At 66.7% G+C, this 21,885-nt stretch carries 23 protein-coding genes and 2 pseudogenes; 11 read left to right on the top strand and 14 right to left on the bottom strand.

Annotation, left to right across the window (positions count from 1 at the left end; translation table 11 throughout):
- Window positions 1–91: 91 nt before the first annotated feature.
- On the top strand, window positions 92–1,192 hold the full coding sequence (locus tag O8I58_RS16415) for an NAD(P) transhydrogenase subunit alpha (protein WP_298318439.1): 1,101 nt from the start codon (window positions 92–94) through the stop codon (window positions 1,190–1,192).
- Between the two features lie 158 nt (window positions 1,193–1,350).
- On the opposite strand, the gene O8I58_RS16420 is transcribed toward O8I58_RS16415, so the two are convergent.
- From O8I58_RS16420 to O8I58_RS16430, 3 genes are read right to left on the bottom strand one after another with little or no spacing between them, the layout of a single operon-like run.
- The gene (locus O8I58_RS16420) at window positions 1,351–1,824 is read right to left on the bottom strand and encodes a DUF3106 domain-containing protein (RefSeq protein ID WP_298318442.1); all 474 of its coding nucleotides are present in this window, start codon (window positions 1,822–1,824) and stop codon (window positions 1,351–1,353) included.
- Complete coding sequence (locus tag O8I58_RS16425) at window positions 1,821–2,183, bottom strand: hypothetical protein (protein ID WP_298318444.1); 363 nt, start codon at window positions 2,181–2,183, stop codon at window positions 1,821–1,823. Before O8I58_RS16425 ends, O8I58_RS16420 begins: the two co-directional genes overlap by 4 nt.
- Window positions 2,180–2,752 (bottom strand): RNA polymerase sigma factor, encoded by a 573-nt coding sequence (locus tag O8I58_RS16430; RefSeq protein ID WP_298318446.1) that lies wholly within the window; start codon window positions 2,750–2,752, stop codon window positions 2,180–2,182. The genes O8I58_RS16425 and O8I58_RS16430 overlap by 4 nt, the downstream gene beginning before the upstream one ends.
- A 135-nt stretch (window positions 2,753–2,887) precedes the next feature.
- Here O8I58_RS16430 and O8I58_RS16435 point away from each other — a divergent pair, with 135 nt between their 5' ends.
- A complete protein-coding gene (locus tag O8I58_RS16435) occupies window positions 2,888–3,187 on the top strand; it encodes an NAD(P) transhydrogenase subunit alpha part 2 (RefSeq protein ID WP_298318448.1) in 300 nt (99 codons plus the stop codon).
- On the top strand, window positions 3,184–4,638 hold the full coding sequence (locus O8I58_RS16440) for an NAD(P)(+) transhydrogenase (Re/Si-specific) subunit beta (RefSeq protein ID WP_298318451.1): 1,455 nt from the start codon (window positions 3,184–3,186) through the stop codon (window positions 4,636–4,638). Before O8I58_RS16435 ends, O8I58_RS16440 begins: the two co-directional genes overlap by 4 nt.
- A 31-nt stretch (window positions 4,639–4,669) precedes the next feature.
- On the opposite strand, the gene O8I58_RS16445 is transcribed toward O8I58_RS16440, so the two are convergent.
- On the bottom strand, window positions 4,670–5,080 hold the full coding sequence (locus O8I58_RS16445; RefSeq protein WP_298318456.1) for a hypothetical protein: 411 nt from the start codon (window positions 5,078–5,080) through the stop codon (window positions 4,670–4,672).
- 176 nt (window positions 5,081–5,256) lie between these two features.
- Here O8I58_RS16445 and sufT point away from each other — a divergent pair, with 176 nt between their 5' ends.
- Window positions 5,257–5,808, top strand: a complete 552-nt coding sequence (sufT, locus tag O8I58_RS16450; protein ID WP_298318459.1) for a putative Fe-S cluster assembly protein SufT — start codon at window positions 5,257–5,259, stop codon at window positions 5,806–5,808.
- Between the two features lie 7 nt (window positions 5,809–5,815).
- Here sufT and O8I58_RS16455 read toward each other — a convergent pair whose 3' ends face one another.
- Window positions 5,816–6,241 carry a hypothetical protein gene (locus tag O8I58_RS16455; RefSeq protein ID WP_298318462.1) on the bottom strand — a complete coding sequence of 142 codons (426 nt, stop codon included), beginning with the start codon at window positions 6,239–6,241 and terminating at the stop codon, window positions 5,816–5,818.
- 377 nt (window positions 6,242–6,618) lie between these two features.
- Here O8I58_RS16455 and O8I58_RS16460 point away from each other — a divergent pair, with 377 nt between their 5' ends.
- From O8I58_RS16460 to O8I58_RS16475, 4 genes and pseudogenes are all read left to right on the top strand, one after another.
- Window positions 6,619–8,517 carry a M4 family metallopeptidase gene (locus tag O8I58_RS16460; protein ID WP_298318465.1) on the top strand — a complete coding sequence of 633 codons (1,899 nt, stop codon included), beginning with the start codon at window positions 6,619–6,621 and terminating at the stop codon, window positions 8,515–8,517.
- Window positions 8,518–8,688: 171 nt separating this feature from the next.
- Window positions 8,689–9,786 carry a branched-chain amino acid aminotransferase gene (locus tag O8I58_RS16465; protein ID WP_298318468.1) on the top strand — a complete coding sequence of 366 codons (1,098 nt, stop codon included), beginning with the start codon at window positions 8,689–8,691 and terminating at the stop codon, window positions 9,784–9,786.
- Window positions 9,787–10,277: 491 nt separating this feature from the next.
- Window positions 10,278–12,279, top strand: a pseudogene (locus tag O8I58_RS16470) (S8 family serine peptidase); the annotation flags it as partial.
- A gap of 183 nt (window positions 12,280–12,462) precedes the next feature.
- Window positions 12,463–12,645 (top strand): annotated as a pseudogene (locus O8I58_RS16475) (proprotein convertase P-domain-containing protein); the annotation flags it as partial.
- 181 nt (window positions 12,646–12,826) lie between these two features.
- On the opposite strand, the gene O8I58_RS16480 reads toward O8I58_RS16475, so the two are convergent.
- The 3 genes from O8I58_RS16480 to wrbA are packed head-to-tail and all read right to left on the bottom strand — an operon-like array spanning window position 12,827 to window position 14,339.
- Window positions 12,827–13,312, bottom strand: coding sequence for an asparaginase domain-containing protein (locus tag O8I58_RS16480; RefSeq protein WP_298323090.1), 486 nt, complete (start codon window positions 13,310–13,312; stop codon window positions 12,827–12,829).
- A gap of 32 nt (window positions 13,313–13,344) precedes the next feature.
- Window positions 13,345–13,743 (bottom strand): DUF2069 domain-containing protein, encoded by a 399-nt coding sequence (locus O8I58_RS16485; RefSeq protein WP_298318472.1) that lies wholly within the window; start codon window positions 13,741–13,743, stop codon window positions 13,345–13,347.
- Entirely contained in the window at window positions 13,740–14,339 is a 600-nt protein-coding gene (gene wrbA, locus O8I58_RS16490; protein ID WP_298318475.1) for an NAD(P)H:quinone oxidoreductase, read from the bottom strand. Before wrbA ends, O8I58_RS16485 begins: the two co-directional genes overlap by 4 nt.
- A gap of 91 nt (window positions 14,340–14,430) precedes the next feature.
- Between wrbA and O8I58_RS16495 the strand changes: the two genes are divergently transcribed.
- Genes O8I58_RS16495 through O8I58_RS16505 form a run of 3 tightly spaced genes read left to right on the top strand, consistent with a single transcriptional unit; the run spans window position 14,431 to window position 16,564 of the window.
- Window positions 14,431–15,708 (top strand): YihY family inner membrane protein, encoded by a 1,278-nt coding sequence (locus O8I58_RS16495; RefSeq protein ID WP_298323093.1) that lies wholly within the window; start codon window positions 14,431–14,433, stop codon window positions 15,706–15,708.
- Window positions 15,705–16,298: a TlpA family protein disulfide reductase gene (locus O8I58_RS16500; protein WP_298318478.1), complete on the top strand. Its 594-nt coding sequence runs from the start codon at window positions 15,705–15,707 to the stop codon at window positions 16,296–16,298. The genes O8I58_RS16495 and O8I58_RS16500 overlap by 4 nt, the downstream gene beginning before the upstream one ends.
- Window positions 16,295–16,564: an acylphosphatase gene (locus tag O8I58_RS16505; protein ID WP_298318481.1), complete on the top strand. Its 270-nt coding sequence runs from the start codon at window positions 16,295–16,297 to the stop codon at window positions 16,562–16,564. The genes O8I58_RS16500 and O8I58_RS16505 overlap by 4 nt, the downstream gene beginning before the upstream one ends.
- 21 nt (window positions 16,565–16,585) lie before the next feature.
- Here the strand turns inward: O8I58_RS16505 and O8I58_RS16510 are convergent, their stop codons facing one another.
- The 6 genes from O8I58_RS16510 to hemA all read right to left on the bottom strand — a co-directional run bounded on the left by O8I58_RS16510 (window position 16,586) and on the right by hemA (window position 21,859).
- The gene (locus tag O8I58_RS16510; RefSeq protein WP_298318484.1) at window positions 16,586–17,674 is read right to left on the bottom strand and encodes a glycosyltransferase family protein; all 1,089 of its coding nucleotides are present in this window, start codon (window positions 17,672–17,674) and stop codon (window positions 16,586–16,588) included.
- Between the two features lie 130 nt (window positions 17,675–17,804).
- The gene (ppk2, locus tag O8I58_RS16515; protein ID WP_298318487.1) at window positions 17,805–18,590 is read right to left on the bottom strand and encodes a polyphosphate kinase 2; all 786 of its coding nucleotides are present in this window, start codon (window positions 18,588–18,590) and stop codon (window positions 17,805–17,807) included.
- Entirely contained in the window at window positions 18,587–18,946 is a 360-nt protein-coding gene (locus tag O8I58_RS16520) for a helix-turn-helix domain-containing protein (protein ID WP_298318489.1), read from the bottom strand. Before O8I58_RS16520 ends, ppk2 begins: the two co-directional genes overlap by 4 nt.
- 6 nt (window positions 18,947–18,952) lie before the next feature.
- Window positions 18,953–19,471: a molybdenum cofactor biosynthesis protein B gene (moaB, locus tag O8I58_RS16525; RefSeq protein WP_298318491.1), complete on the bottom strand. Its 519-nt coding sequence runs from the start codon at window positions 19,469–19,471 to the stop codon at window positions 18,953–18,955.
- 44 nt (window positions 19,472–19,515) lie between these two features.
- Entirely contained in the window at window positions 19,516–20,601 is a 1,086-nt protein-coding gene (gene prfA / locus O8I58_RS16530) for a peptide chain release factor 1 (RefSeq protein ID WP_298318493.1), read from the bottom strand.
- Window positions 20,579–21,859: a glutamyl-tRNA reductase gene (gene hemA, locus O8I58_RS16535; protein WP_298318495.1), complete on the bottom strand. Its 1,281-nt coding sequence runs from the start codon at window positions 21,857–21,859 to the stop codon at window positions 20,579–20,581. Before hemA ends, prfA begins: the two co-directional genes overlap by 23 nt.
- Between the last annotated feature and the right edge of the window lie 26 nt (window positions 21,860–21,885).

A 21,885-nucleotide genomic window follows, 5' to 3' on the forward strand; every position in this document is an offset into this window, starting at 1 on the left:
TTCGCGCCAGCACCGCGGTGGCCGTCCGCGGCAACCGTAACCATTCACCTTTGCTAGCATCGCCGCTCTTTGGACAGCAGGCGATACCGGCATGACGGTCGAAGTACGGGTGGTGCGGGAAACGGCGGCAGGCGAACGGCGCGTGGCGGCGGTTCCGGAAACCGTGAAGAAGCTCGCCGCCGCCGGTGCCGCTGTCCAGGTGGAAACCGGGGCGGGCAGCGCCGCAGGCTTCACCGACCAGGCTTATCAGGATGCCGGCGCCACCGTCATCACCTCGGACACGCCGCTTACCGCTGGGCTGGTGCTGTGCGTGCAGTGTCCGGAAGTATCCGCGCTGTCGTCGTATCCGGCCGGCACGGTACTGGTGGGGTCGCTGCAGCCGCAGGCCGATACCGCCCGTGCGCAGGCATTGACCACCGCGGGTGTGGTCGCCTTCCCGCTGGAGCGCCTGCCGCGGACCACCCGCGCCCAGGCGATGGACGTGCTGAGTTCGCAGGCCGGCATGGCCGGCTACAAGGCCGTGTTGATCGCCGCCGAACTGACCCCGCGCTTCTTTCCGATGCTGACCACCGCGGCCGGCACCATCCGCCCGTCCAAGGTGCTGATCGTCGGTGCCGGTGTCGCCGGACTGCAGGCCGTAGCCACGGCCAAGCGCCTGGGCGCGCAGGTGGAGGGGTTCGACGTGCGGCCTGAGACCCGCGAGCAGATCGAATCACTGGGCGGCAAGTTCCTGGACCTGGGCGTCAGCGCGGCGGGCGAGGGCGGCTACGCGCGCCAGCTCACCGATGAAGAACGCGCCGAACAGCAGCGTCGGCTGGCCGAACACCTCAAGGGCGTGGACACCATCGTCTGCACCGCCGCCGTGCCGGGCCGTCCGGCGCCCAAGATCATCACCGCCGCCATGGTGGCCGGGATGAAGCCAGGTAGCGTGATCGTGGACCTGGCCGCCGAGACCGGCGGCAACTGCGAGCTGACCCAGCCGGGCCAGACCGTCGCTTCGGACAACGGCGTCACCGTCGCCGGCCCGCTCAACCTGGCCAGCATGGGCGCGGTGCATGCCAGCGAGATGTTCGCGCGCAACGTCTACAACTTCGTCGCGCTGTTCCTGAAGGACGGCGCGCTGTCCTTCGACTGGGAAGACGAACTGCTGGCCAAGACCCGTTGGCAACAGGCGGCTGCGGCCAACGCCTGACCCGGGACCGGGCGACCCTGGTGTGGTGTTCCATCAATTTGCGGTCCGTCATTCCCGTAAAAGCGGGAACCCAGTGGCTTCAACGCATTGAACGCAAAGGCGCTGGGTTCCTGCTTTTGCGGGAATGACGAACCATCGTTTCTTGCGGGGACACCGCATTAGTCCGGATCGTCGTTGTGCTCGGGCGGATGCGTCCGCACCCAGTCCTGGCGCTGTTGCGGGGTCATGCTCTTCCAGGTATCGCGCAGCTGTTTGCGCTGCGAGGGCGGCAGGTCGCGCATGTGGTCGAACAGGGCGCGGGCCTCCTCGCGCTGCTGCGGGTTCATGCCTTCGTAGCGACGCACGCCCTGGCGCGCCTGCTCGCGCTGCTGCGGGCTCATGTCATGCCAGCGCTGGGCGTGTTCCATCATCTTCGGGCGCTGGCTGGGGGCGGCGTTCCAGCGTTCGCGCAGCTGGGTCACCAGCGCGTCGCGCTGTTCGGGCGTCAGCTGTTCCCAGGCCGGCCACTGGCCCTGAGAGCCTGATGACGGAGGGGGCGGCGGCAGTCGTTGCTGCTGGGCCCACAGCGGCGCGGACAGGCTGGCCAGCAACAGCAGCAGGATCAATCGGAGGGGCGTGCGCATGGTCGTCATTCCATCGCCAGCGAGGCATCCGAGCCCAGCCAGACATAAAGGTCGGGATTTTGGTCCAGCACATCCGCAGTGCTGACGAAGTCGCCGGCGTCGTCACTGGCCTGCGCGGCGATGGTCGCCGGCTGGCTGGTTGCAGGCACCGCGCGGTACGTTGGCAGCAGCTGTGTGGCGACCACCACCGCCAGCACGGCGGTGCAGGCGGTGGCGCCCAGCCAGGCGAAAGTGCGGCCATGGCGCGGACGGGTGGCCGTGCCATGGCGCGCGCTGCGCAACCGGGCCAGGGTCTGCGGTGAGACCGCGCCGAGCGACGCGGCGTGCAGCTGCCGCAGGTCGTGGTCGAAGTCGGATGGGGTGTTCACCGGAAATCCTCCAGCTGTTTCTGCAAGGCGTCGCGCGCGCGCGACAAATGGGTTTTGACCGAACCTTCCGAACAGCCCATGGCGCGGGCGGTCTGTGCCACGTCCAGTTCTTCCAGCACGCGCAGGGTGAAGGCCTCGCGCTGGCGGGCGGGCAGGCCGCGCAGGGCCTGCACCAGCTTGCTGTAAGCCTCGTGCTGGTCGTGGCTGCCGGACGGTCCAGGCGTGGTATCGGCCCAGTCGATCAGGCTGTCCTCGTTGCGCTCGCTGGCCGGCAGCATCCAACGCAGGCGGAAGTTGCCCCGACGCTGCAGGTCGATGATGCGCCGGCGCAGGATGCTCCAGAACAGCGGCGTCCACTCGGCGGCCGGCCGGTCGGCGTAGCCCAGCATCTTCATCATCGCGTCCTGGACCGCGTCCAGGGCATCGTCGCGGCTGCGCAGGCCGGCCTCGGCGAAGCGGAACGCACGGGTGGAAATGCCGGCCAGGAACGCTTCCAGCGAAGCCGGCAAGGCTTCGCCGGTGGTGTCCGGGCGCGCCGGCGGGTCAGGGATGAGGGGGCTCACCAGCACAGCTTAGCCATGGCAGGGGGAAGACTGGTGCGAACGTGCCAGCGGGGCGGAGGTTGACCAGGGTCTCGGGCCAGTCAGCCCGCGGTTATGATGCCGCCCCCGGCTTTCGCCGGGCTTCCACGGGGAACACAGTCCATGAGTGACGGCTTCGTTGCGTTGTACATCTTCATGCTGGCGGCCATCGCCGGCCACGTCATCATCTCGCGCGTGCCGGTGATCCTGCACACGCCGCTGATGTCCGGTTCCAACTTCATCCACGGCATCGTGCTGATTGGCGCCATGGTGGTCCTGGGCCACGCCGACACCACGCTGGAAAAAGCACTGGGCTTCATCGCCGTGCTGCTGGGTGCGGGCAATGCCGCCGGCGGTTATGTGGTGACCGAGCGGATGCTGGACATGTTCAAGTCCAGCAAGAAGCCGGAGGCCAAGCCGTGAACCTGACCACTGCCGAATTGCTGAACTGGTTGGTCAGTGCCAGCTATCTGGTCGCCGCCACGCTGTTCCTGTTGGGCCTGCAGCGCATGGCTTCGCCGAAGACCGCGCGCAGCGGCATCCGCTGGGCCGGCGCCGGCATGCTGCTGGCGACCGTCGCCACCTTCTTCCTGCCCGACCTGCACAACATCCCGCTGATCCTGGCGGCGATCGTGATCGGCGTCGGCGCGGCCTGGGTGTCGGCCAAGAAGGTCGCCATCACCGACATGCCGCAGATGGTGGCGCTGTACAACGGCATGGGCGGCGGTTCGGCTGCGGCCATCGGTGCGGTGGAGCTGCTGCGCCTGTCGTTCCTGCTCAATCGCGATACCCGCAACTGGAGTGACCAGGCCATCGCCGACCTGGCCGCGCGCCAGCCCAGCGTGACGATGCTCGCGCTGGCGGTGATCGGTTCGGCTATCGGCGCGGTGTCGCTGTCTGGTTCGGTGATCGCCTGGGCCAAGCTGGACGGCCGCCTGGACAAGCGCGTGACCTTTCCTGGCCAGCAGGTGTTCAACCTGGCCGTCGCGGTGGCCGTGGTGGTGCTGGGCATCTGGGCAGCGGTGAGCCTGAGCCCGCTGGCGATCGTGGCGTTCTTCGTTACCGCGCTCGCGCTGGGCGTGCTGATGACCCTGCCGATCGGCGGCGCTGACATGCCGGTGGTGATCTCGCTGTACAACGCGTTCACCGGCCTGGCGGTGGCCTTCGAAGGCTACGTGCTGGGTAACGAGGCCCTGATCATCGCCGGCATGATGGTCGGCGCGGCCGGCATCCTGCTGACCCGCCTGATGGCCAAGGCGATGAACCGCCCGGTCAGCGGCGTGTTGTTCTCCAACTTCGGCGGTGGCGGCAGCGCGGCCGAGATCAGCGGCACGCAGAAGCCGATCGAAGCTGGTGACGTGGCCGCGATGATGGCCTTCGCTGAGCGCGTGGTGATCGTGCCCGGCTACGGCATGGCCGTGGCCCAGGCTCAGCACAAGATCTGGGAACTGGCCCAGCGCCTGATTGAGCGCGGGGTGAAGGTGAAGTTCGCGATCCACCCGGTCGCCGGGCGCATGCCGGGCCACATGAACGTGCTGTTGGCCGAAGCCGGCGTGCCGTACGACCTGATCGCCGACATGGATGACATCAACCCGGAGTTCGCCAACACCGATGTGTCGCTGGTGATCGGCGCCAATGACGTGGTCAACCCGGTCGCCAAGACCGACCCAGGCAGCCCGATCTACGGCATGCCGATCCTGGACGTGGTCGATTCGAAGAACACCATCGTGATCAAGCGCGGCAAGGGCACCGGCTTTGCCGGCATCGAAAACGCCCTGTTCTATGCCGACAACACCCGCATGCTGTACGGCGACGGTGCCGAAGCGGCCAGCAGCCTGGTCAGCGAACTCAAGGCCCTGGACGGCGGCCACTGAGTCGCAGCGGCCCTGCCATCGCCTTGCGGCTTCAGCGCGAGGCGATGGCGGCGCCGACGACGGCCAGCGCCAGCAGCGCGTAGTCCAGCGGCGTATTGGCCAGCAGGAACAGGGTTTTGGCCAGGTGCCAGCCCATCTTCACCGCCGATTCCTGCGGGCGCACCCCCATCGTCACGCCCATCTGCAGGACCACGATCCCCCAGCTGGTCCAGGCCACGCCAATGGCGGTCAGGCCGGCGGCCCACAGCATGCGCGGGCGCCCGGGGACCATGCCGCCCAGGCGCAACGATAAGGTGGCAGTTACTGCCAGGACCAGCGCCATCCAGCTGCATTGCGCGCCGAGGTAGAACGCCAGGGCCATCCAGATCAGGGATTGCAGCAGGCCTAGCAGCGCGAACAGGGACAGGGCGGTGAGCGGGGGAAACCGGGTCGGGGCGGGCATCGGCGGAAAGCAAAGGGCAATCCTGCAAGGATACTGCGCCGGGCGTCCGCGCCGTGGTGGGTCGCCCCAGCGGCCATGCTGCAACGCTGTGGGGTATGAGTGGAGGCGCGGCTGGCGGCCGCTGCCCGGTAGAATGCGTGCTTGCCTTGCGTCCGCGCGTCCCCATCTTTCCCCGCATGTACTCCAGTAGCAGCGAACCGGTCCAGTTTGAGCGCGATTGCGCCGCCGTCATGGTGCCCGCGGGCGAAACCGTGACCCTGCCGGCTGGCACCTACGGCTATATCACCCAGGCCTTGGGCGGTAGCTATACCGTCTTCGTGGAAGGCAACCTGTTCCGCATCGCGGGCAAGGACGCCGATGCCCTGGGCAAGGAGCCGGCGCCGGCGCTGGAGCTGGCCGAGAACGCCAGCGACGAACAGGCCGAGCAGCTGGTCTGGGCGCAGCTGCGCACCTGCTTCGATCCCGAGATCCCGTTCAACATCGTCGACCTCGGCCTGGTCTACGAAGTGGACATGTCCCACCGCGAGGATGGCCAGCGCCAGGTCGCGGTGAAGATGACCCTGACCGCGCCCGGATGCGGCATGGGCGACATCCTGGTCGATGACGTGCGTAGCAAGCTGGAGATGATCCCGACCATCGCCGAGGCCGATGTCGACCTGGTGTTCGACCCGCCGTGGAATCGTCACATGATGTCCGAAGCGGCGCGCCTTGAAACCGGGATGATGTAATCCCGCGTCACATTGCTCGCGCCTTCCCCCGCGCGGCATCCGTTCCAGATATTTCCTGCAATCCACCACGGAACGACGCGTGGCTTCCGTCGTGTTGTGCGTGGTTGCGCGCACGTCCCGTGTGCAGGACAACCGTTGCGATGATCGTGGGCACGCAGCGCACGATGCGCGCCATGGACGTGTGACTCCGCGCGATCTTCGCCGGCACTTCCTGACAAAAAGATCCCATCCGAGCGCGCTGCGCAGCGATGGCTGGAACAGTGGTGGCGTCGCGATTGCCAAGACAGTCCCATATCGGAAATATGAAACCGTCTTCCTGATAAACGCGGGTGTGAACCGTGTTTGACTCGCCACGCATTGTCATTTTGGACACGCAGACGTTGAGGTGTTCATTGGCTGCTGGAATCGCGATGCGACGCGCATCGGCAGCCATCCGTCATGGGTCATACAGGAGTTCGAACGCGTCACGCCGCAGGTCTTCGGGCAGCAAGGATGGCCATGACGGCTTCCAGCCCGGCGATGTGATGACGTCCAGGAAGATCCCGGCCCCACGGCCGCACCGGCAAGGTTGCCAGTGCGGATTGGTCTTTGTTGGTCGCAGATAAAAACAAGTGCTCTTCGAGAGTTGCGTGCATACGCCCGGTCTTGCGTACAGGGGGGCTTCTTGCGCGTTGGAGGATTGCGGGCCTGCAAAAAGCAGCCTGAAAGACACGACGGCCATGCCGGCTGTCGTGCAGCCCAGATGCGCCCTGGACAACCGATGTCCTTGGCGTGCACCGAACCTTTCATTGACGGAGAACCGCACTCGTGATGTCAAACAACGGACGTTCCATCGCCCTCTGGCTCAGCCCCCTGGCCATCGCGCTTTGCGCGGCATCGGCCCAGGCTGCCACGCGCACCGACCTGCATACGCAGAATGTCGCCCAGCTCAACGCGCAATACGCACGTGCCACGCAGACGCTGGGCGCCACGCCCGCGGTGGCCGAGCGCCACGCCGAACTGGCAGGCCTGGATGCGCGCTCCACGCTCAAGCTGATCAAGACCACCAAGGACAAGAACGGCGCGCAGCACTACCGCTACCAGCAGGTCTACAACGGTCTGCCGGTGTTCGGCGAACAGGTCGTGGTCGGCGAAGACAAGTCTGGCGCGGTACGCACGTTGTTCGGTCGCCGCGTCGACGGCCTGGCCAGCGAGATTCCGCTCAACGCCAGCACGCGCGTCACCGGCCCGCAGGCGCTGGCGGCGGCCAAGACCGCCACGCTGGGCAAGCAGGTCCTGACCCGGAAGATCGAGCGCGAAAAAAGCGAGCAGATGATCTACGTCGATGACACCGGCAAGGCGCATGTGTCCTACGTGGTGACCTTCTTCTCCGATGCGCCCACTGGCGGAAGCCCGACGCGCCCGGTGGTGATCATCGACGCGCAGACCGGCAACGTGCTGAAGAAATGGGATGCGCTGGCGCATGCCGAAACCGGCACCGGCCCCGGCGGCAACGCCAAGACCGGCCAGTACGAATACGGCACCGACTTCGGCTATCTGGACGTCACCCAGAGCGGCACCACCTGCACGTTCAACAACACCAACGTCAAGACGATCAACCTCAACGGTGGCACCAGCGGCAGCACGGCGTTCTCCTATACCTGCCCGCGCAATACGGTGAAGACCATCAACGGCGCGTACTCGCCGCTCAATGACGCGCATTACTTTGGTGGCGTGGTCTTCGACATGTTCAACGACTACGTCGGCCAGGCGCCGCTCACCTTCCAGTTGCAGATGCGCGTGCACTACAGCAGCAGCTACGAGAATGCGTTCTGGGACGGCACCGGCATGACCTTCGGCGACGGTGGCAGCACGTTCTATCCGCTGGTGGCGCTGGATGTGTCCTCGCATGAAATCGCGCATGGCTACACCGAGCAGAATTCCAACCTGACCTATGACGGGCAGTCCGGCGGCATCAACGAGGCGTTCTCGGACATGGCCGGCGAAGCGGCCGAGTACTTCAAGGACGGCAGCAACGATTTCGAAGTGGGTGCACAGATCTTCAAGGGCACCGGTGCGCTGCGCTACATGGCCAACCCGACCGCCGACGGCAGCTCCATCGACAATGCGGCCGACTACTACGACGGCCTGGACGTGCATTACTCGTCGGGCGTCTACAACAAGGCGTTCTACGAGCTGGCGACCACCTCGGGCTGGACGACCAAGACCGCGTTCCAGGCCTTCGCCAAGGCCAACTCGGATTACTGGACTTCCAGCACCGACTACGACACCGGTGCCTGCGGCGTGGAATCCGCGGCTGAAGACCTGGGTTTCGACCCGGCTGATGTCACGGCCGCCTTTGCAGCCGTCGGGGTGAGCTGCACCGGCGACGGTGGTGGCGATGATGGCGGCGGGGACGATGGCAGCGTGCTCAGCAACGGCGTGGCCAAGACCGGCTTGTCGGCCAGCACCGGTGGTGCGTTGAACTACACCCTGGCGGTGCCGTCGGGCACCAGCAGTGTGAGCTTCGTCATCTCTGGCGGCAGCGGCGATGCGGACCTGTACGTCAAGGCTGGCAGCGCGCCAACCGATAGCTCCTACGACTGCCGCCCCTACAGGGCCGGCAACAGCGAGACCTGCACCATTTCCAATCCGACCGCAGGGACCTATTACGTGCGGATCAAGGCCTATTCGACCTTTTCGGGCGTGAGCCTGAAGGGCACGTACTGAGAAACCCGGCAACGGCGTGATGCCGTCGCGACAGGGATGACCAGGCCCCGGCTTCGCGCCGGGGCTTTTTGTTGTGGGGTGGCGATCGGGACCAGACGGCTCCGTCGGGTGAATCACCCATCGGCGGGCGGTATGCTTGCGGGGTTTTGTCACTCAGCAGGTATGTGGTCCATGTCCTCGTCGTCCCCGGCCTTCACCGTCCAGACCTCCAACAACGCCCGCAGCGCCGCCGAGCGCGGGGAAATCCTTGCTTCACCAGGTTTCGGCACCCGCTTCACCGACCACATGGTCGCGGTGAGCTGGACGCCCGGCCAGGGCTGGTACGACGCCCAGGTCCGTCCGTACGGTCCGCTGCAGCTGGACCCTGCCGCGTCGGTGCTGCACTACGGCCAGGAAATCTTCGAAGGCATCAAGGCTTATCGTCATGAAGACGGTTCGATCTGGACCTTCCGCCCGGAAGCCAATGGTGCGCGTCTGCAGCGTTCGGCCAAGCGCCTGGCACTGCCGGAACTGCCGGTGGACCTGTTCGTCGAATCGCTGCGCCAGCTGATCGCCGTCGATGGCGCCTGGGTGCCGTCGGCGCCGGAAACCAGCCTGTATTTCCGCCCGTTCATGATCGCCGACGAAGCATTCCTGGGCGTGCGCGCGGCGCAGAAGGCTTCGTATTACGTGATCGCCAGCCCGGCCGGCCCGTACTTCGCCAAGGGCGTGGCGCCGGTGGCGATCTGGCTGTCCACCGACTATGCGCGTGCGGCCAAGGGCGGCACCGGTGCGGCCAAGTGCGGCGGCAACTACGCGGCCTCGCTGCTGCCGCAGCAGATCGCGGCCGGGCAGGGCTGCTCGCAGGTGTTGTTCCTGGATCCGGCCGAAGGCAAGTACATCGAGGAACTGGGTGGCATGAACGTGTTCCTGGTGTTCAAGGACGGCACGCTGGTCACCCCGGCGCTGTCGGGCAGCATCCTGGAAGGCATCACCCGCGACAGCATCCTGCAGCTGGCCCGCGACCGCGGCATGACCGTGCAGGAGCGCAAGGTCTCGATCGACGAGTGGAAGGCCGGCGTGGCTTCCGGTGACATCGCCGAGGTCTTCGCCTGCGGCACCGCCGCGGTGGTGACCCCGATCGGCCAGCTGAAGGGTGAGGGTTTCTCCGTCGGCGACCTGGATGCGCCGGCCGGCGAAGTCACCATGGCCCTGCGCAAGGAGCTGACCGACATCCAGTACGGCCGTCTGCCCGACCGCCACGGCTGGCTGGTCCGCCTGGACGCGTAAGGCATCCAGGCGTCTCCACGCTGCCTTCCCGCATCGCCCGCTTCAACCAAAACGCCCGGCCGCTGTGCCGGGCGTTTTCGTTGCACAGGCCCGGTGTCTACCGCGGCCATGTGCTGTCGTCGACGCATGTCGGTCAGGTCATGGCCTGTCCGACATGCGCAAATTCGGCGCTTCCGCCGCCGTAAATAACGAATAAATAACGAAATAAGCGATTCCGAGTCCGTTCCTGTCCGTTCTGAAAGCGGTTCAAGTGGTGACAGGCTTCGCGAATCTGAAATCCAGAGGCACATTTCGTCACAATTTGACGCGGGACCGATGTCTGGCGCGCGTCCTCTCGGTTAAGTTCTAGTCAGGTTCGGTGCAACGCCGGACCGTGTTCCCCCGGAGATCGCAGCAGCCATTACAACAAGACAGCTCCCGACACCGTCGTGGGCGATCACCCGGGTATTCCCGCATGAAGCGGGTCACATCATCTGAAGAGGGAAGTTCTGATGTCCGATGTCTCCAAGCGTCGTTTGCGTTTGCATTCGCTGGCCGCCGCCACGGTGGTCGCGTTGTCTGCGCTGAGCGCAGCCCCGGCCATGGCCGCTGGGCGCGTGAACCTGAGTGGTCTGCAATCCCCCGAGCAGCACAGCTTCGACCGCTTCATCGTGAAATACATCGACAACAGCACGCCGCAGACCAGCACCGCGGCGCTGACCCAATCCCTCTCCACCGCGGCCCGCGCGGTCCCCAGTGCGCAAGGACGCGCGCTGGGTATGCAGCGGTTGCGCCGTACGGCGGTGGGTTCGGATGTGGTGGTGGCCAACCGCAAGCTGGACCGCGTCGAGGCCGAAACCCTCATGCGCCAGATCGCCGCGGACCCGAACGTGGACTACGTGGAAGTGGACAAGCTCAACCACGCCTACCTGACCCCGAACGACACCAACTTCTCCCAGCAATGGGACCTGGGAACCGGCGTGGGCGGCATGTACGCGACCACCGCATGGGATGTGACCAGCGGCAGCGGTGCGGTGGTGGCGGTACTCGATACCGGCATCACCGCGCATTCGGACCTCGATGCGAACATCCTGCCGGGCTACGACTTCATCGTGGATACGTTCGTCTCCAACGACGGCGATGGGCGCGATGCCGATCCGTCCGATCCGGGCGACGCCTACGCGGCCAACGAATGCGGCAGCGGCATCCCGGCATCGACCTCCAGCTGGCACGGCACGCACGTGGCCGGCACGATTGCCGCGGTCACCAACAACAGCAAGGGCGTGGCGGGCATCGCCTATGGCGCCAAGGTCGTGCCGGTGCGCGTGCTGGGCAAGTGCGGTGGCTACGATTCGGACATCGCCGACGCGATCCATCTGGGCTTCGGGCGGCACGGTCAGCGGTGTACCGGCCAATCCCAATCCGGCTGAAGCGATCAACCTGAGCCTGGGCGGCAGCGGCGCCTGCGGCAGCACCACGCAGGCGGCCATCAACGGCGCGGTCTCGCGCGGCACCACGCTGGTGATCGCCGCGGGCAATGACAACACCAACGTCTCCAACGCCAGCCCGGCCAACTGCAACAACGTGATCGCGGTGGGCGCCACGACCAGCACCGGTGCGCGCGCCAGTTATTCCAACTACGGCGCGCTGGTGGACATCGCCGCGCCCGGTTCGGGGATTCTCTCGACGCTGAACACCGGCACCGGCGCACCGGGCACCGAGACCTACGCCTCCTACAGCGGTACCTCGATGGCGACGCCGCACGTGGCCGCGGTCGTGGCGCTGATGCAGTCGGTGGCCAATCCGGCACTGACCCCGGCGCAGGTGGAATCGATCATCAAGAGCACCGCACGTGTCTTCCCGTCCACGCCCTCGCAGACGATCGGCGCGGGCATCCTGCAGGCACGCGCAGCGGTCGATGCGGCCAATAGCGGCAGCGGTGGCGGCACCAATGCGGCACCGGTGGCGAACTTCACCTCGTCGGCCAACGGCCTGACGGTGGCCTTCACCGACAGCTCGACCGATAGCGATGGCACCATCGCTTCGCGCAGTTGGAGCTTCGGCGATGGCACCACGTCCACCGCAGCCAGTCCGTCCAAGACCTACACCGCGGCCGGTACGTACACGGTGTCGTTGACGGTGACCGACGACGGCGGTGCGACCAACACCAAGACCGCTTCGGTGACGGTCAGTGCGGCGGGCGATGGCGACACGGTCCTGAGCAACGGCGTCGCCAAGACCGGACTGGGCGCGGCCACCGGCGCATCGCTGGCCTACACCATCGTGGTGCCGGCGGGCGCGTCGAACCTGGTGATCGCAAGCGCTGGCGGCACCGGTGACGCGGACCTGTACGTCAAGGCCGGCAGTGCGCCGACCGACACGTCCTACGACTGCCGGCCCTACAAGTCGGGCAATGCCGAAACCTGCACGATCGCAAGTCCCACCGCTGGTACCTACTACGTGCGGCTGAAGGCCTATTCGACCTTCGCTGGCGTCAGCCTGACCGGCAGCTACACCGCCGGTACGAGCGGTGGAACCACGCAGACCTATACCAACGACACCGACGTCACCATCAGCGACAACGCCACGGTCAGCAGCACGATCAACGTGTCCGGTCGCAGCGGCAATGCCGGCAGCAGCGTACCGGTGGCGGTGAACATCGTGCACACCTATATCGGTGACCTGAAGGTCGACCTGGTCGCGCCCGATGGCAGCGTGTACGTGCTGAGCAACCGTGCCGGCGGCAGCGCCGACAACATCGTCAAGACCTACACGGTGAATCTGTCCAGCGAGGCGCTCAACGGCGCCTGGGCCTTGCGCGTGAACGACGGCGCCAGCGGCGACACCGGCTACATCAACAGCTGGAGCATCACTTTCTAAGCGGGATGCGACACCGCAGGGTGCGCAGTGGATGCGCCGGGCAAGGAGGCCCGCCCTGCTTCAAGGAAGATGCAGGACCACGACCCGCCGGGCAGGAAGCTCGGCGGGTCGTTCTGTTTGGGGCGGCGCAAATAAGAAGCCCCGGCTGGCCGGGGCTTTGATCGTCGGATCGAAGGACGGTTCAGGCCGCTTCGAAACGATTGGCCGCCACGTTCTTGCGCACCTGGGTCGGGTCCCAGATGCGGCCGTTCATGGCGATCCAGACGCCGTTGGGCGCCGACTGCACTGCACCGACCGCGCAGCCGATGTTGAACTCCGCATCCGAGCCGCGGAAACCGGCCGGGTTGAGCGCGCCGGTCAGCACGATCACCCGGTCTTCCAGCGAGGACAGCGCCTGGGCGGTGGCGACCATCGAATCGGTGCCGTGGGTGATCAGCACGTGGCGGGCGGACTGTGCGGCGATGGTGGCGCGCATCAGCTCGCGGTCGGCGTCGTTGATGTGCAGCGAGTCCTTGCGGATGATCGGGATCACCGTGAAGCGGAATGCCACGCCCAGCGCCTTGAGGATGCTGCCGATCTGCGGCTCGCCGACCTGGTAGTCGGATTTGTCGTCGAAATAGATCTTGTCGATGGTGCCACCGGTGGTGACCACCAGCAGTTCGTCCATCGGCTTGAGTGGTGTGTTCACGGGAAGGTCCATCACTGTGCGGAATCGTCGGGTTCTGATTTTACCCGGGTAGGCGCCGCTGCCCCAGCTTTACCCGTGCGGCCCAGCTTGGCGCGCAGGCCGGTCCAATTCGAGGCGAGGATCACCGCCAGGGCCAGGGCCAGTTCGATCCAGCCGTAGAGGCGGACGTCCGGGTGCGACCAGGCTGTCATCACCCCGTGGCTGAACCAGCCCAGTGCCAGTACACCGGACCAGAACACCGCCAGGCGCGCGCCGAGCCGGGCACCGACGGCCAGCAACAGCGGCGGCAGGGTGAACACCACCAGCGTGGCGACGAAATGCGGGTCGTCGCGGAACCACCACGCAAACAGCGCCGACAGCGCTAGCAGGGCGATCGCCAACAGCGGGCGCGGCGTACGGGCGGGCTTCACCGCGTGGCATCCAGACGGCGGGCGATATCGGCCAGGCGCCGGCCCAGGGCGCGGGCCAGGGCGGCTTCCTCATCGCTGGGTTGCGGGTCGTCCTCGCCACCGGCGACATGGCTGGCGCCGTAAGGCGAGCCACCGGTCCGGGTGGTGCTGAGCTGCGGTTCGGTGAAGGGAATGCCCACAATCACGCAGCCGTGGTGCAGCAGCGGGACCTGCATCGACAGCAGGGTGGATTCCTGGCCGCCATGCTGGGTGGCGGTGGAGGTGAACACCGACGCAGGCTTGCCGATCAGGGTGCCGCTGGCCCATTCGGCGCCCAGCGAGTCGATGAAGAACTTCATCGGCGCGGCCATGTTGCCGAAGCGGGTCGGGCTGCCGACGGCGATGCCAACGCACTCGGCCAGGTCCTGCTTGTCCACGTAGGGCGCGCCGTCTTCAGGCACCGGCGGTGCGCTGGTTTCGGTGACTGCGGCCACCGGCGGCACGCTGCGCAGGCGCGCGGACATGCCATCGATTTCACCGATGCCACGCGCGATTTGCCGGGCCAGCCTGGCCACCGAACCGCCGCGGCTGTAATAGAGGACCAGGATCTCGGGCATGGGCAGCACATCGCGCAGGAAGGAAGGGCGCCAGTATCGGCGCTGGTCGCAGGCCTGTCGCCCCGGGATGCTTGGGGTACCCTTGGCCGCGATGTCACTGGCCACCACTTTTCAGCGTTGGAACCAGAACGTGCGTGATCGTGCGCGTCTGGCGGCGTTCTCGCGGTTCCTGCTCAAGCGCTTCTGGGACGATCGCCTGTTCCAGACCGCCGCGTCGCTGGCCTATACGACCATGTTCGCGCTGGTGCCGCTGGCGATGGTGGTGTTTGGAGTGCTCTCGGCGTTCCCGGGTTTCAACCAGTGGAGCGACGCGCTCAGCGACTACATTTTCTCCAACTTCGTCCCCAGCGCGGCGCGCGCGGCCGAAAAATACCTGCGCGATTTTTCCGCAAGCGCGCGCGACCTGACCGTGGCCGGCGTGATCGCGCTGGTGATCTCGCTGCTGATTACGCTCAACAGCGTGGAGGCTGCGTTCAATCGCATCTGGCGCGTGCCGGGCTCGCGCCCGCGGCTGGGCCGCTTCGTCGTGTACTGGACGGTGCTGACCCTGGGCGCGCTGCTGTCAGCGGCCTCGCTGGCCATCACCGCCAAGGTGTTCGCACTGCCGCTGTTCAAGACAGAGGAAGGCCGTCAGGTCGCCTCGCTCGCGCTGTCGCTGGCGCCGGTGTTCATTGAGCTGTGCGCGATCGCGGTGATCTACCGGGTGGTGCCGCATCGCTCCATCCACTGGCGGTACGCGTTTGCGGGCGCGTTGCTGGCGACGGTTGGGCTGGAGGCGATCAAGTGGGGCATGGGCCTGTACCTGAGCAGCTTCAGCTCCTATACGCGGGTCTACGGCGCGGTCGCGGTGGCGCCGATCCTGATGCTGTGGATCTACCTGAGCTGGGGTTCGATCCTGTTGGGAGCGTCGCTGGCCGCGTCGATGTCGGCCTTCCGCTACCAGCCCGAATCGATGCGCCTGCCACCGGGCTTTGAAATCTATGGGCTGCTGCGGCTGCTGGGGCGCTTCCATGAGGCACGCCAGCAGGGTCGTGGCTTGAGCGATGACCGGATCCTGCAGCTGGAGCCGATGCTGACCGATTCGATGGTGCAGGAATTCCTGGAACAACTTGGTCGCATCAAGCTGCTGAGTCGTACCGAAAGTGGTGAATGGTTGCTCGCGCGTGACCTGGAAACCACCTCGCTGGCCGAGCTGTACGAAGCCTGCCAGCTGCGCATTCCCATCGCCGAGGTGCACCTTCCCTGCCAGGACGACGCACTCGGCGTCGCCGCGCGCGAGGCGCTGGATCGCATCCGCCTGCCAGTGCGTGACCTGCTGCGTCATCGTGCAGGCGCGATCTACCTTTCTCTTCCGGAGTCAAAGTCTTGAATACGGTTCGTTCGATTGCGCCGGTTGCTGGGGTGGCCTTGCTGGCCTGTCTGCTGTTCGCTGCCTGCAAGGGGAGCGAGAACGAGGCGATTTCAGCGCCGCCGGCATCCACTCCGGCCGTGGCGATGACCCAGTCCGAGCCGGTTGAAGCGGTGACGACGCCTTCGGCCGATGCGCCGGTCTCGTTGAAGCTGGCCACGGTCGACGGTGGCAGCTTCGACACGGCCGCGCATCGCGGTAAATGGCTGGTGGTGAACTTCTGGGCGACCTGGTGTCATCCGTGCCTGGCGGAAATGCCTGAGTTGTCGGCCATGGCGATGCAGCGCAAGGACATTGACGTGATCGGCCTGGCCTACGACGACATCGCGCCAGCGGCACTGAAGACCTTCATGCAGGCCCATCCGGTGAGTTACCCGATCGCGCAGGTCGATGTGTATGACCCGCCCAAGGTGTTCGAGGCACCGACCGGCCTGCCGACGACCTATCTGCTGGACCCGCAGGGCAAAGTGGCCAAGCGTTTCGTCGGTCCGGTGACACCGGCCGAGATCGAGCAGGTTGTCGATGGTGGCAAGGCCGCCGGCATGCCATGAGCGACGCAGCCCGGTTCCTGGTCAGTGGTCGCGTGCAAGGCGTGTGCTTTCGCGCTTCGACCCAGTGGCAGGCCCGGGCGCTGGGGCTACGGGGTGTCGCGCGGAACCTGGATGATGGACGGGTGGAGGTGATCGCCCAGGGCGACGGTGTCGCTATCGAAGCACTGGCGCAGTGGTTGCAGCATGGCCCGCCGATGGCGCAGGTGGAACGAGTCGAACGCAGCGTGTGGAGCGGTGCGGTCGCGGACGGCTTCGGAACGGCCTGACTCCGCGGGCGGCGTCTGCGTTTACTCGGCGGAGGTGCCGGGCAGCAGCGCAGCAGCCAGGCGAGCCACGCGTCGACGCGCCGGCGCGTGGCGACCGACGTCCAGCGAGGGCTGCAGTGCGTTGGCCAGCCGCTGCGGAAAGGCGGCGTCGTTTTCAAGGAAGAAGCCGCGGGCCGCCGCACCCATCGCCGCGCAGGTGTCCGGCGCCAGCGCCAGGGCGCGGGTCACTGCATCTTCAATCCCGGCGACATCGACGGTGTAACGCGTGCCGAGCGCCATCGGACGCTGGCCGGCGGGCTGCAGCAGGATGCCGCGTTCGGGCGTCACCAGCTCGTTCATCGGCTCGCCGTCGGTGGTGATGACGACCGCCGAGGTGCTCAGTGCTTCCACCAGGTAGTGGCCAAAGCCTTCGGCTTCGGATGGGCACAGGTGGAAGGCGTGCGCGTTCTGCAGGCGGCGTAGTTCGGCATCGTCCAGATAGTCCAGGCGATGGTCGATGTTGGCGGCTTCGACCCTGGGCACATCGCGCGACTGCACCACCGTCAACATTGGCCACTCCGGGTGTTGCAGCCAGGCCTGCATGACCGCTTCGGTGCCCTTGGCGGTGCTGCGCCCGGCCACGTGCAGGAAGGCGCGCTCACGCGGCACGCTGGCGTCGAAGCGGTCCTCGCTGGTGAAGCCGATATAGCGGGTATTGCAGCCCAGTTCCGAAAATACGCGTTCGGCATTGCGCGTCTTGCACAGCACGCGTTCGAACTGCGGCAGCAGCGGCAGCCACTTGTCCAGCATCCACTCGGGATTCGGAATCAGCACGTTGCGGTGCGCCGCCGGCAGCACGCCGCGGTAGATGCGTTCCAGGAAGATCTGGGTGTCGATGCGGCCGCCCGCGACGGCCTTCAGGCGTGTACCGGCCTGCATCAGGTTGTTGAGCACGCGGGTGCCGCCGAAGCTCAGTGCCTCGCTGTGGATCTGCGCACCGCGGAGGGCGCGCGCCACGATCTCCATGTCGCGGCGCAGACCGACCCCGTTGTCACGGGTGATCAGGCGGACGCGGCCGGTGTCGGGAAGCTTGGAGGCTGATGCGGGAGAGGGCGTGGTAAGCAGGGCCATGGTGACGTCTGGCACGGTGAGGACGTGCTGTTGAAAGGGTATGATGCAAGGTTGCCACCCAAACGTCATCACCCAATGCCGGGCCTTGTCATCGGATGTTCAGTGCCGTGGCGACGGTGCCGGGGGGATTTCAGTCGTTGTTGCTGCCGTCTGGGATCGGTTTCAGCAGGTTGAAGGTCTCGTGCAGGGCTGGGTGGCCCAGCTTCTTCAGTTTCAGCGTGGACTCGGGGACCGAGGTATCGGGCAGGCGCGACAGCAGGTCCCGGATCAGGGTCAGCCGGCCGCGCCGCTGGTCGTTGAAGTCCACCAGCGTCCATGGCGCGTGGTGACTGTGGGTGGCGGCCAGCATCGCTTCGCGGGCCTGGGTGTAGTCGTCGTATTTGGCCCGGGCCTGCAGGTCCACGGGTGAGAGCTTCCAGCGCTTGAGTGGGTCGTCCAGGCGCTCGGCGAAACGAGCTTCCTGTTCCTTCTGGTCCACGGTGAGCCAGTACTTGAACAGCAGGATGCCGTCGTCGACCAATAGCTGCTCGAACACCGGTGCCTGCTGCAGGAAGGCTGCGTACTGCCCGGGCGTGCAGTAGTCCATGACCTTTTCCACGCCGGCGCGGTTGTACCAGCTACGGTCCATCAGCAGCAGCTCGCCGGCCGCCGGCAGGTGCGGCACGTAGCGCTGGAAATACCACTGGGTGGCTTCGCGGTCGCTGGGTTTTGGGAGTGCCAGCACCTTGCACTGGCGCGGATTGAGATATTCGCGGATCGCATCGATGCTGCCGCCCTTGCCGGCGGTGTCGCGGCCTTCGAAGATCACCACGATCCGGCGCCCGGTCCTGGCCAGCCAGCGCGCCATCGACACCAGTTCCAGTTGCAGCGGTTCCAGTCGGGCCTGGTAGTCCTTGCGCTTGAGTGGCTTGCTCACGATGCATCCTTTGCGGAAGTGCGGCGCCGTCGGGCGCGGGTATCGGCCATGCCGCGAGCGACTTCAATCAGCGCCCCTCGCTGGCGTGGAGTCAGGCTGCGATAGGCGGTCAGCAGGTCGGATTCGCCACGGGTCCGGGCCGGATCGAGCTGGCTGGCCAGTTCCGACAAGAGCGCGCCGGCCGGAATCCCCAGCGTACGCGCCAGGGCGATGAGTTGTTCGCGACCGGGCAGTTTTTCCCCGGCCATCCAGGCCCGCACGGTGGCGGCGCCGACACGGGGAATGGCGGCGGCGAGATCGGCGGCGCTCAAGCCACTGCTGCGCGCGAGCAGGCGCAGCGTGGTGTCCAGCGCCACGCGCGCCTACTCCTTCAACCGTGGCCGCAAAGTGGCCAGGTTGCAGGGGCGGGTGCGGGCATCGAGCTGGGCGCCGATGATCTTTTCCCAGCCGGTGCGGCAGGCCGAGGTCGAACCCGGCAGGCAGAAGATGAAGGTCTGGTTGGCCAGCCCGGCAAAGGCGCGTGACTGCAGCGCCGAGGTGCCGATCTCGTCCACGCTGACGGCGCGGAACAGTTCACCGAAGCCGGGCATTTCCTTGTCTAGCAGCGGCAGGACGGCCTCGGGCGTGGAGTCGCGGCCGGTGAAGCCGGTGCCGCCGGTGACCAGCACGCCGTCCACTTCGTCATCGGCGATCCAGCGCGAGATGATCGCGCGCATCCGATAGATGTCGTCGGTGACCAGCAGGCGTTCGTGCAGCAGGTGGCCGGCATCGGTGGTGACCTGCACCAGGTAATCGCCGGAACTGTCATTGGCCAGGGTGCGGGTGTCGGAGACGGTCAGCACGCACAGGCGCAGAGGGATCAGGGTGTCGGCATGGCTCATGGGCCCAGCCTAAGCGTTGGGCCGCGCGGCTTCAACGCGGCGCGTCAACTGCCTTCGGCAAGCCGGGCCAGCTCGTCGGCCTGGTGCTCGTGCAGCAGGCGGCCGATCAGGTCGTCCATGCCGCCTTCGATGATGTTGGGCAGGTCATACAGGGTCAGGCCTTCGACGCGATGGTCGGTGATCCGGCCCTGCGGGAAGTTGTAGGTGCGGATGCGCTGGCTGCGGTCGCCGCTGCCGACCTGCAGCTTGCGGGTTTCGGCTTCGGCCGCGGCCTGCTTGCTGCGCTCGGCGTCGAGCAGCTGCGCCTTGAGCCGCTTCATCGCCTTGTCGCGGTTGGCGTGCTGGCTGCGTTCGGTCTGGCATTCGACCACCGTGCCGGTGGGCACGTGGGTGATGCGGATCGCCGAATCGGTCTTGTTGACGTGCTGGCCGCCGGCGCCGGACGAGCGAAAGGTGTCGACCCGCAGGTCGGCCGGATTGATCACGATCTCCTCGACCTCGTCGGCCTCTGGAATGATCGCCACCGTCGCGGCCGAGGTGTGGATGCGGCCCTGCGATTCGGTGGCCGGCACGCGCTGCACGCGATGCGTGCCCGATTCGAACTTCAGCCGCGAATACGCGCCACGGCCGACTACGCGCGCCACCACTTCCTTGTAGCCGCCGTGCTCGCCGGGCGAATCGGATTCGACCTCCACCTTCCAGCCCTGGCGCTCGGCATAGCGGGCGTACATGCGGAACAGGTCGCCGGCGAAGATCGCGGCTTCGTCGCCACCGGTGCCGGCGCGTACTTCCAGGAACAGGTTGCCGTCGTCGCGCGCGTCGCGCGGAATCAACAGCAGCGACAGGGTTTCGTCCAGTTCGGCCAGGCGCGCCTGGGCGGTGCTGACTTCCTCGTCGGCCAGCTCGCGCAGTTCGGGGTCCTCGCGCATGGCCAGCGCCGCGGCCAGGTCGTTCTGCGCGCGGCTTTCGTCGGCCATGGCGGTGGCGATCGGTTCGAGCTGGGCGAATTCGCGCGAGAAGTCGCGGAAACGGCTGTTGTCCGCCACCACCGACGGGTCGGCAAGCAGGCGTTCGAGTTCTTCGCGACGCTCGGCCAGCGCCTCCAGCTTACGGCGCAGGGTCGGCGTCATCGGGCAACTTGGCGTGGGAGTAGGGCGCCTGGGCCGGGAACATCCGGTCGGCTGCGCGGGTGAGTTCGGTGTCGCCGGACAGCGCCGCTTCGCGCAGGGCAGCGGTTGGCGGGTGCAGCAGGCGGTTGGTCAGGGTATGGGCCAGGAATTCCAGCACCTGCGCCGGGTCGCGGCCGTTGGCCAGCTGCGACTGCGCCTTGTCCAGCACGTCCTGGCGCGTGGCATCACCGTAGGCGCGCAGGCGCTTGAGCGGCTCCTGGCGGTTGCCGGCCTGCAGGGTTTCAACGAAGCGCGCGACCTGCACATCGATGATGGCTTCGGCCTCGTCGGCGGCTTCGCGGCGACCGCGGCGGTTTTCCTCGACGGCGCGTTCCAGGTCGTCGACCGTGTAGAGATAGGCGTCGTCCAATTCGGCGACGCTGGCCTCGATGTCGCGCGGCACGGCCAGGTCGAACAGCATCATCGGCTTGTGCTTGCGCCGACGCAGGGCTTCGGCAACCTGCGTACGGGTGATGATCGGTTCGCGCGCGGCGGTGGCCGAGAACACCACGTCGGCCTCGCCCAGGTGGCGGTCCAGCTCGGTCAGTGGCATCGCCACGCCGCCGTGGCGGCTGGCCAGCTCCTGCGCATGTGCAAGCGTGCGGTTGGCGACCAGCAAGCGCCGGACCTTGCCTTCGCTCAGGTGCTTGGCGGCCAGCTCGATGGTCTCGCCGGCGCCGACCAGCAGCACGGTTGAATCGCTCAGCCTGGCGAACGAGTTCTGTGCCAGGCGCACGGCGGTGGAGGCAACGGAAATCGGATTCGCGCCGACGCGGGTGTCGGTGCGGGCGCGCTTGGCCACGGCGAAAGCCTGCTGGAACAGCCGGTCCAGGCCGCTGCCCAGTGCCTGGTGCTCGCGCGCCAGCGCCCAGGCGTCCTTCACCTGGCCCAGGATCTGCGGTTCGCCCAGGACCATCGAATCCAGCCCGGTGGCGACCCTGAACAAGTGGCGCACGGCCTCGGCATCGCGGTGGCGATAAAGATAGGTGTCCAGCCCTTCGCCATGGGTGGCCAGCCATTGCACCAGCGGCGTGGCGTCGTCGGCCACGGCGTACAGCTCGGTCCGGTTGCAGGTGGACAGCAGTGCGGCCTCGCTGACCTGGGGCAGGCCGCGCAAGGCGCCCAGCGCCTCGGGCAGCGCATCGCCGGCAAAAGCCACCCGTTCGCGCAGATTGACCGGCGCGGTTTGGTGGTTCAATCCGAGGACCCACAACGTCATTTTTCGGGGCTTGCGCTAAGCTGCTG

The sequence above is a fragment of the Pseudoxanthomonas sp. genome (assembly GCF_027498035.1).
In the GTDB taxonomy this organism is placed as follows: Bacteria; Pseudomonadota; Gammaproteobacteria; order Xanthomonadales; family Xanthomonadaceae; genus Pseudoxanthomonas_A.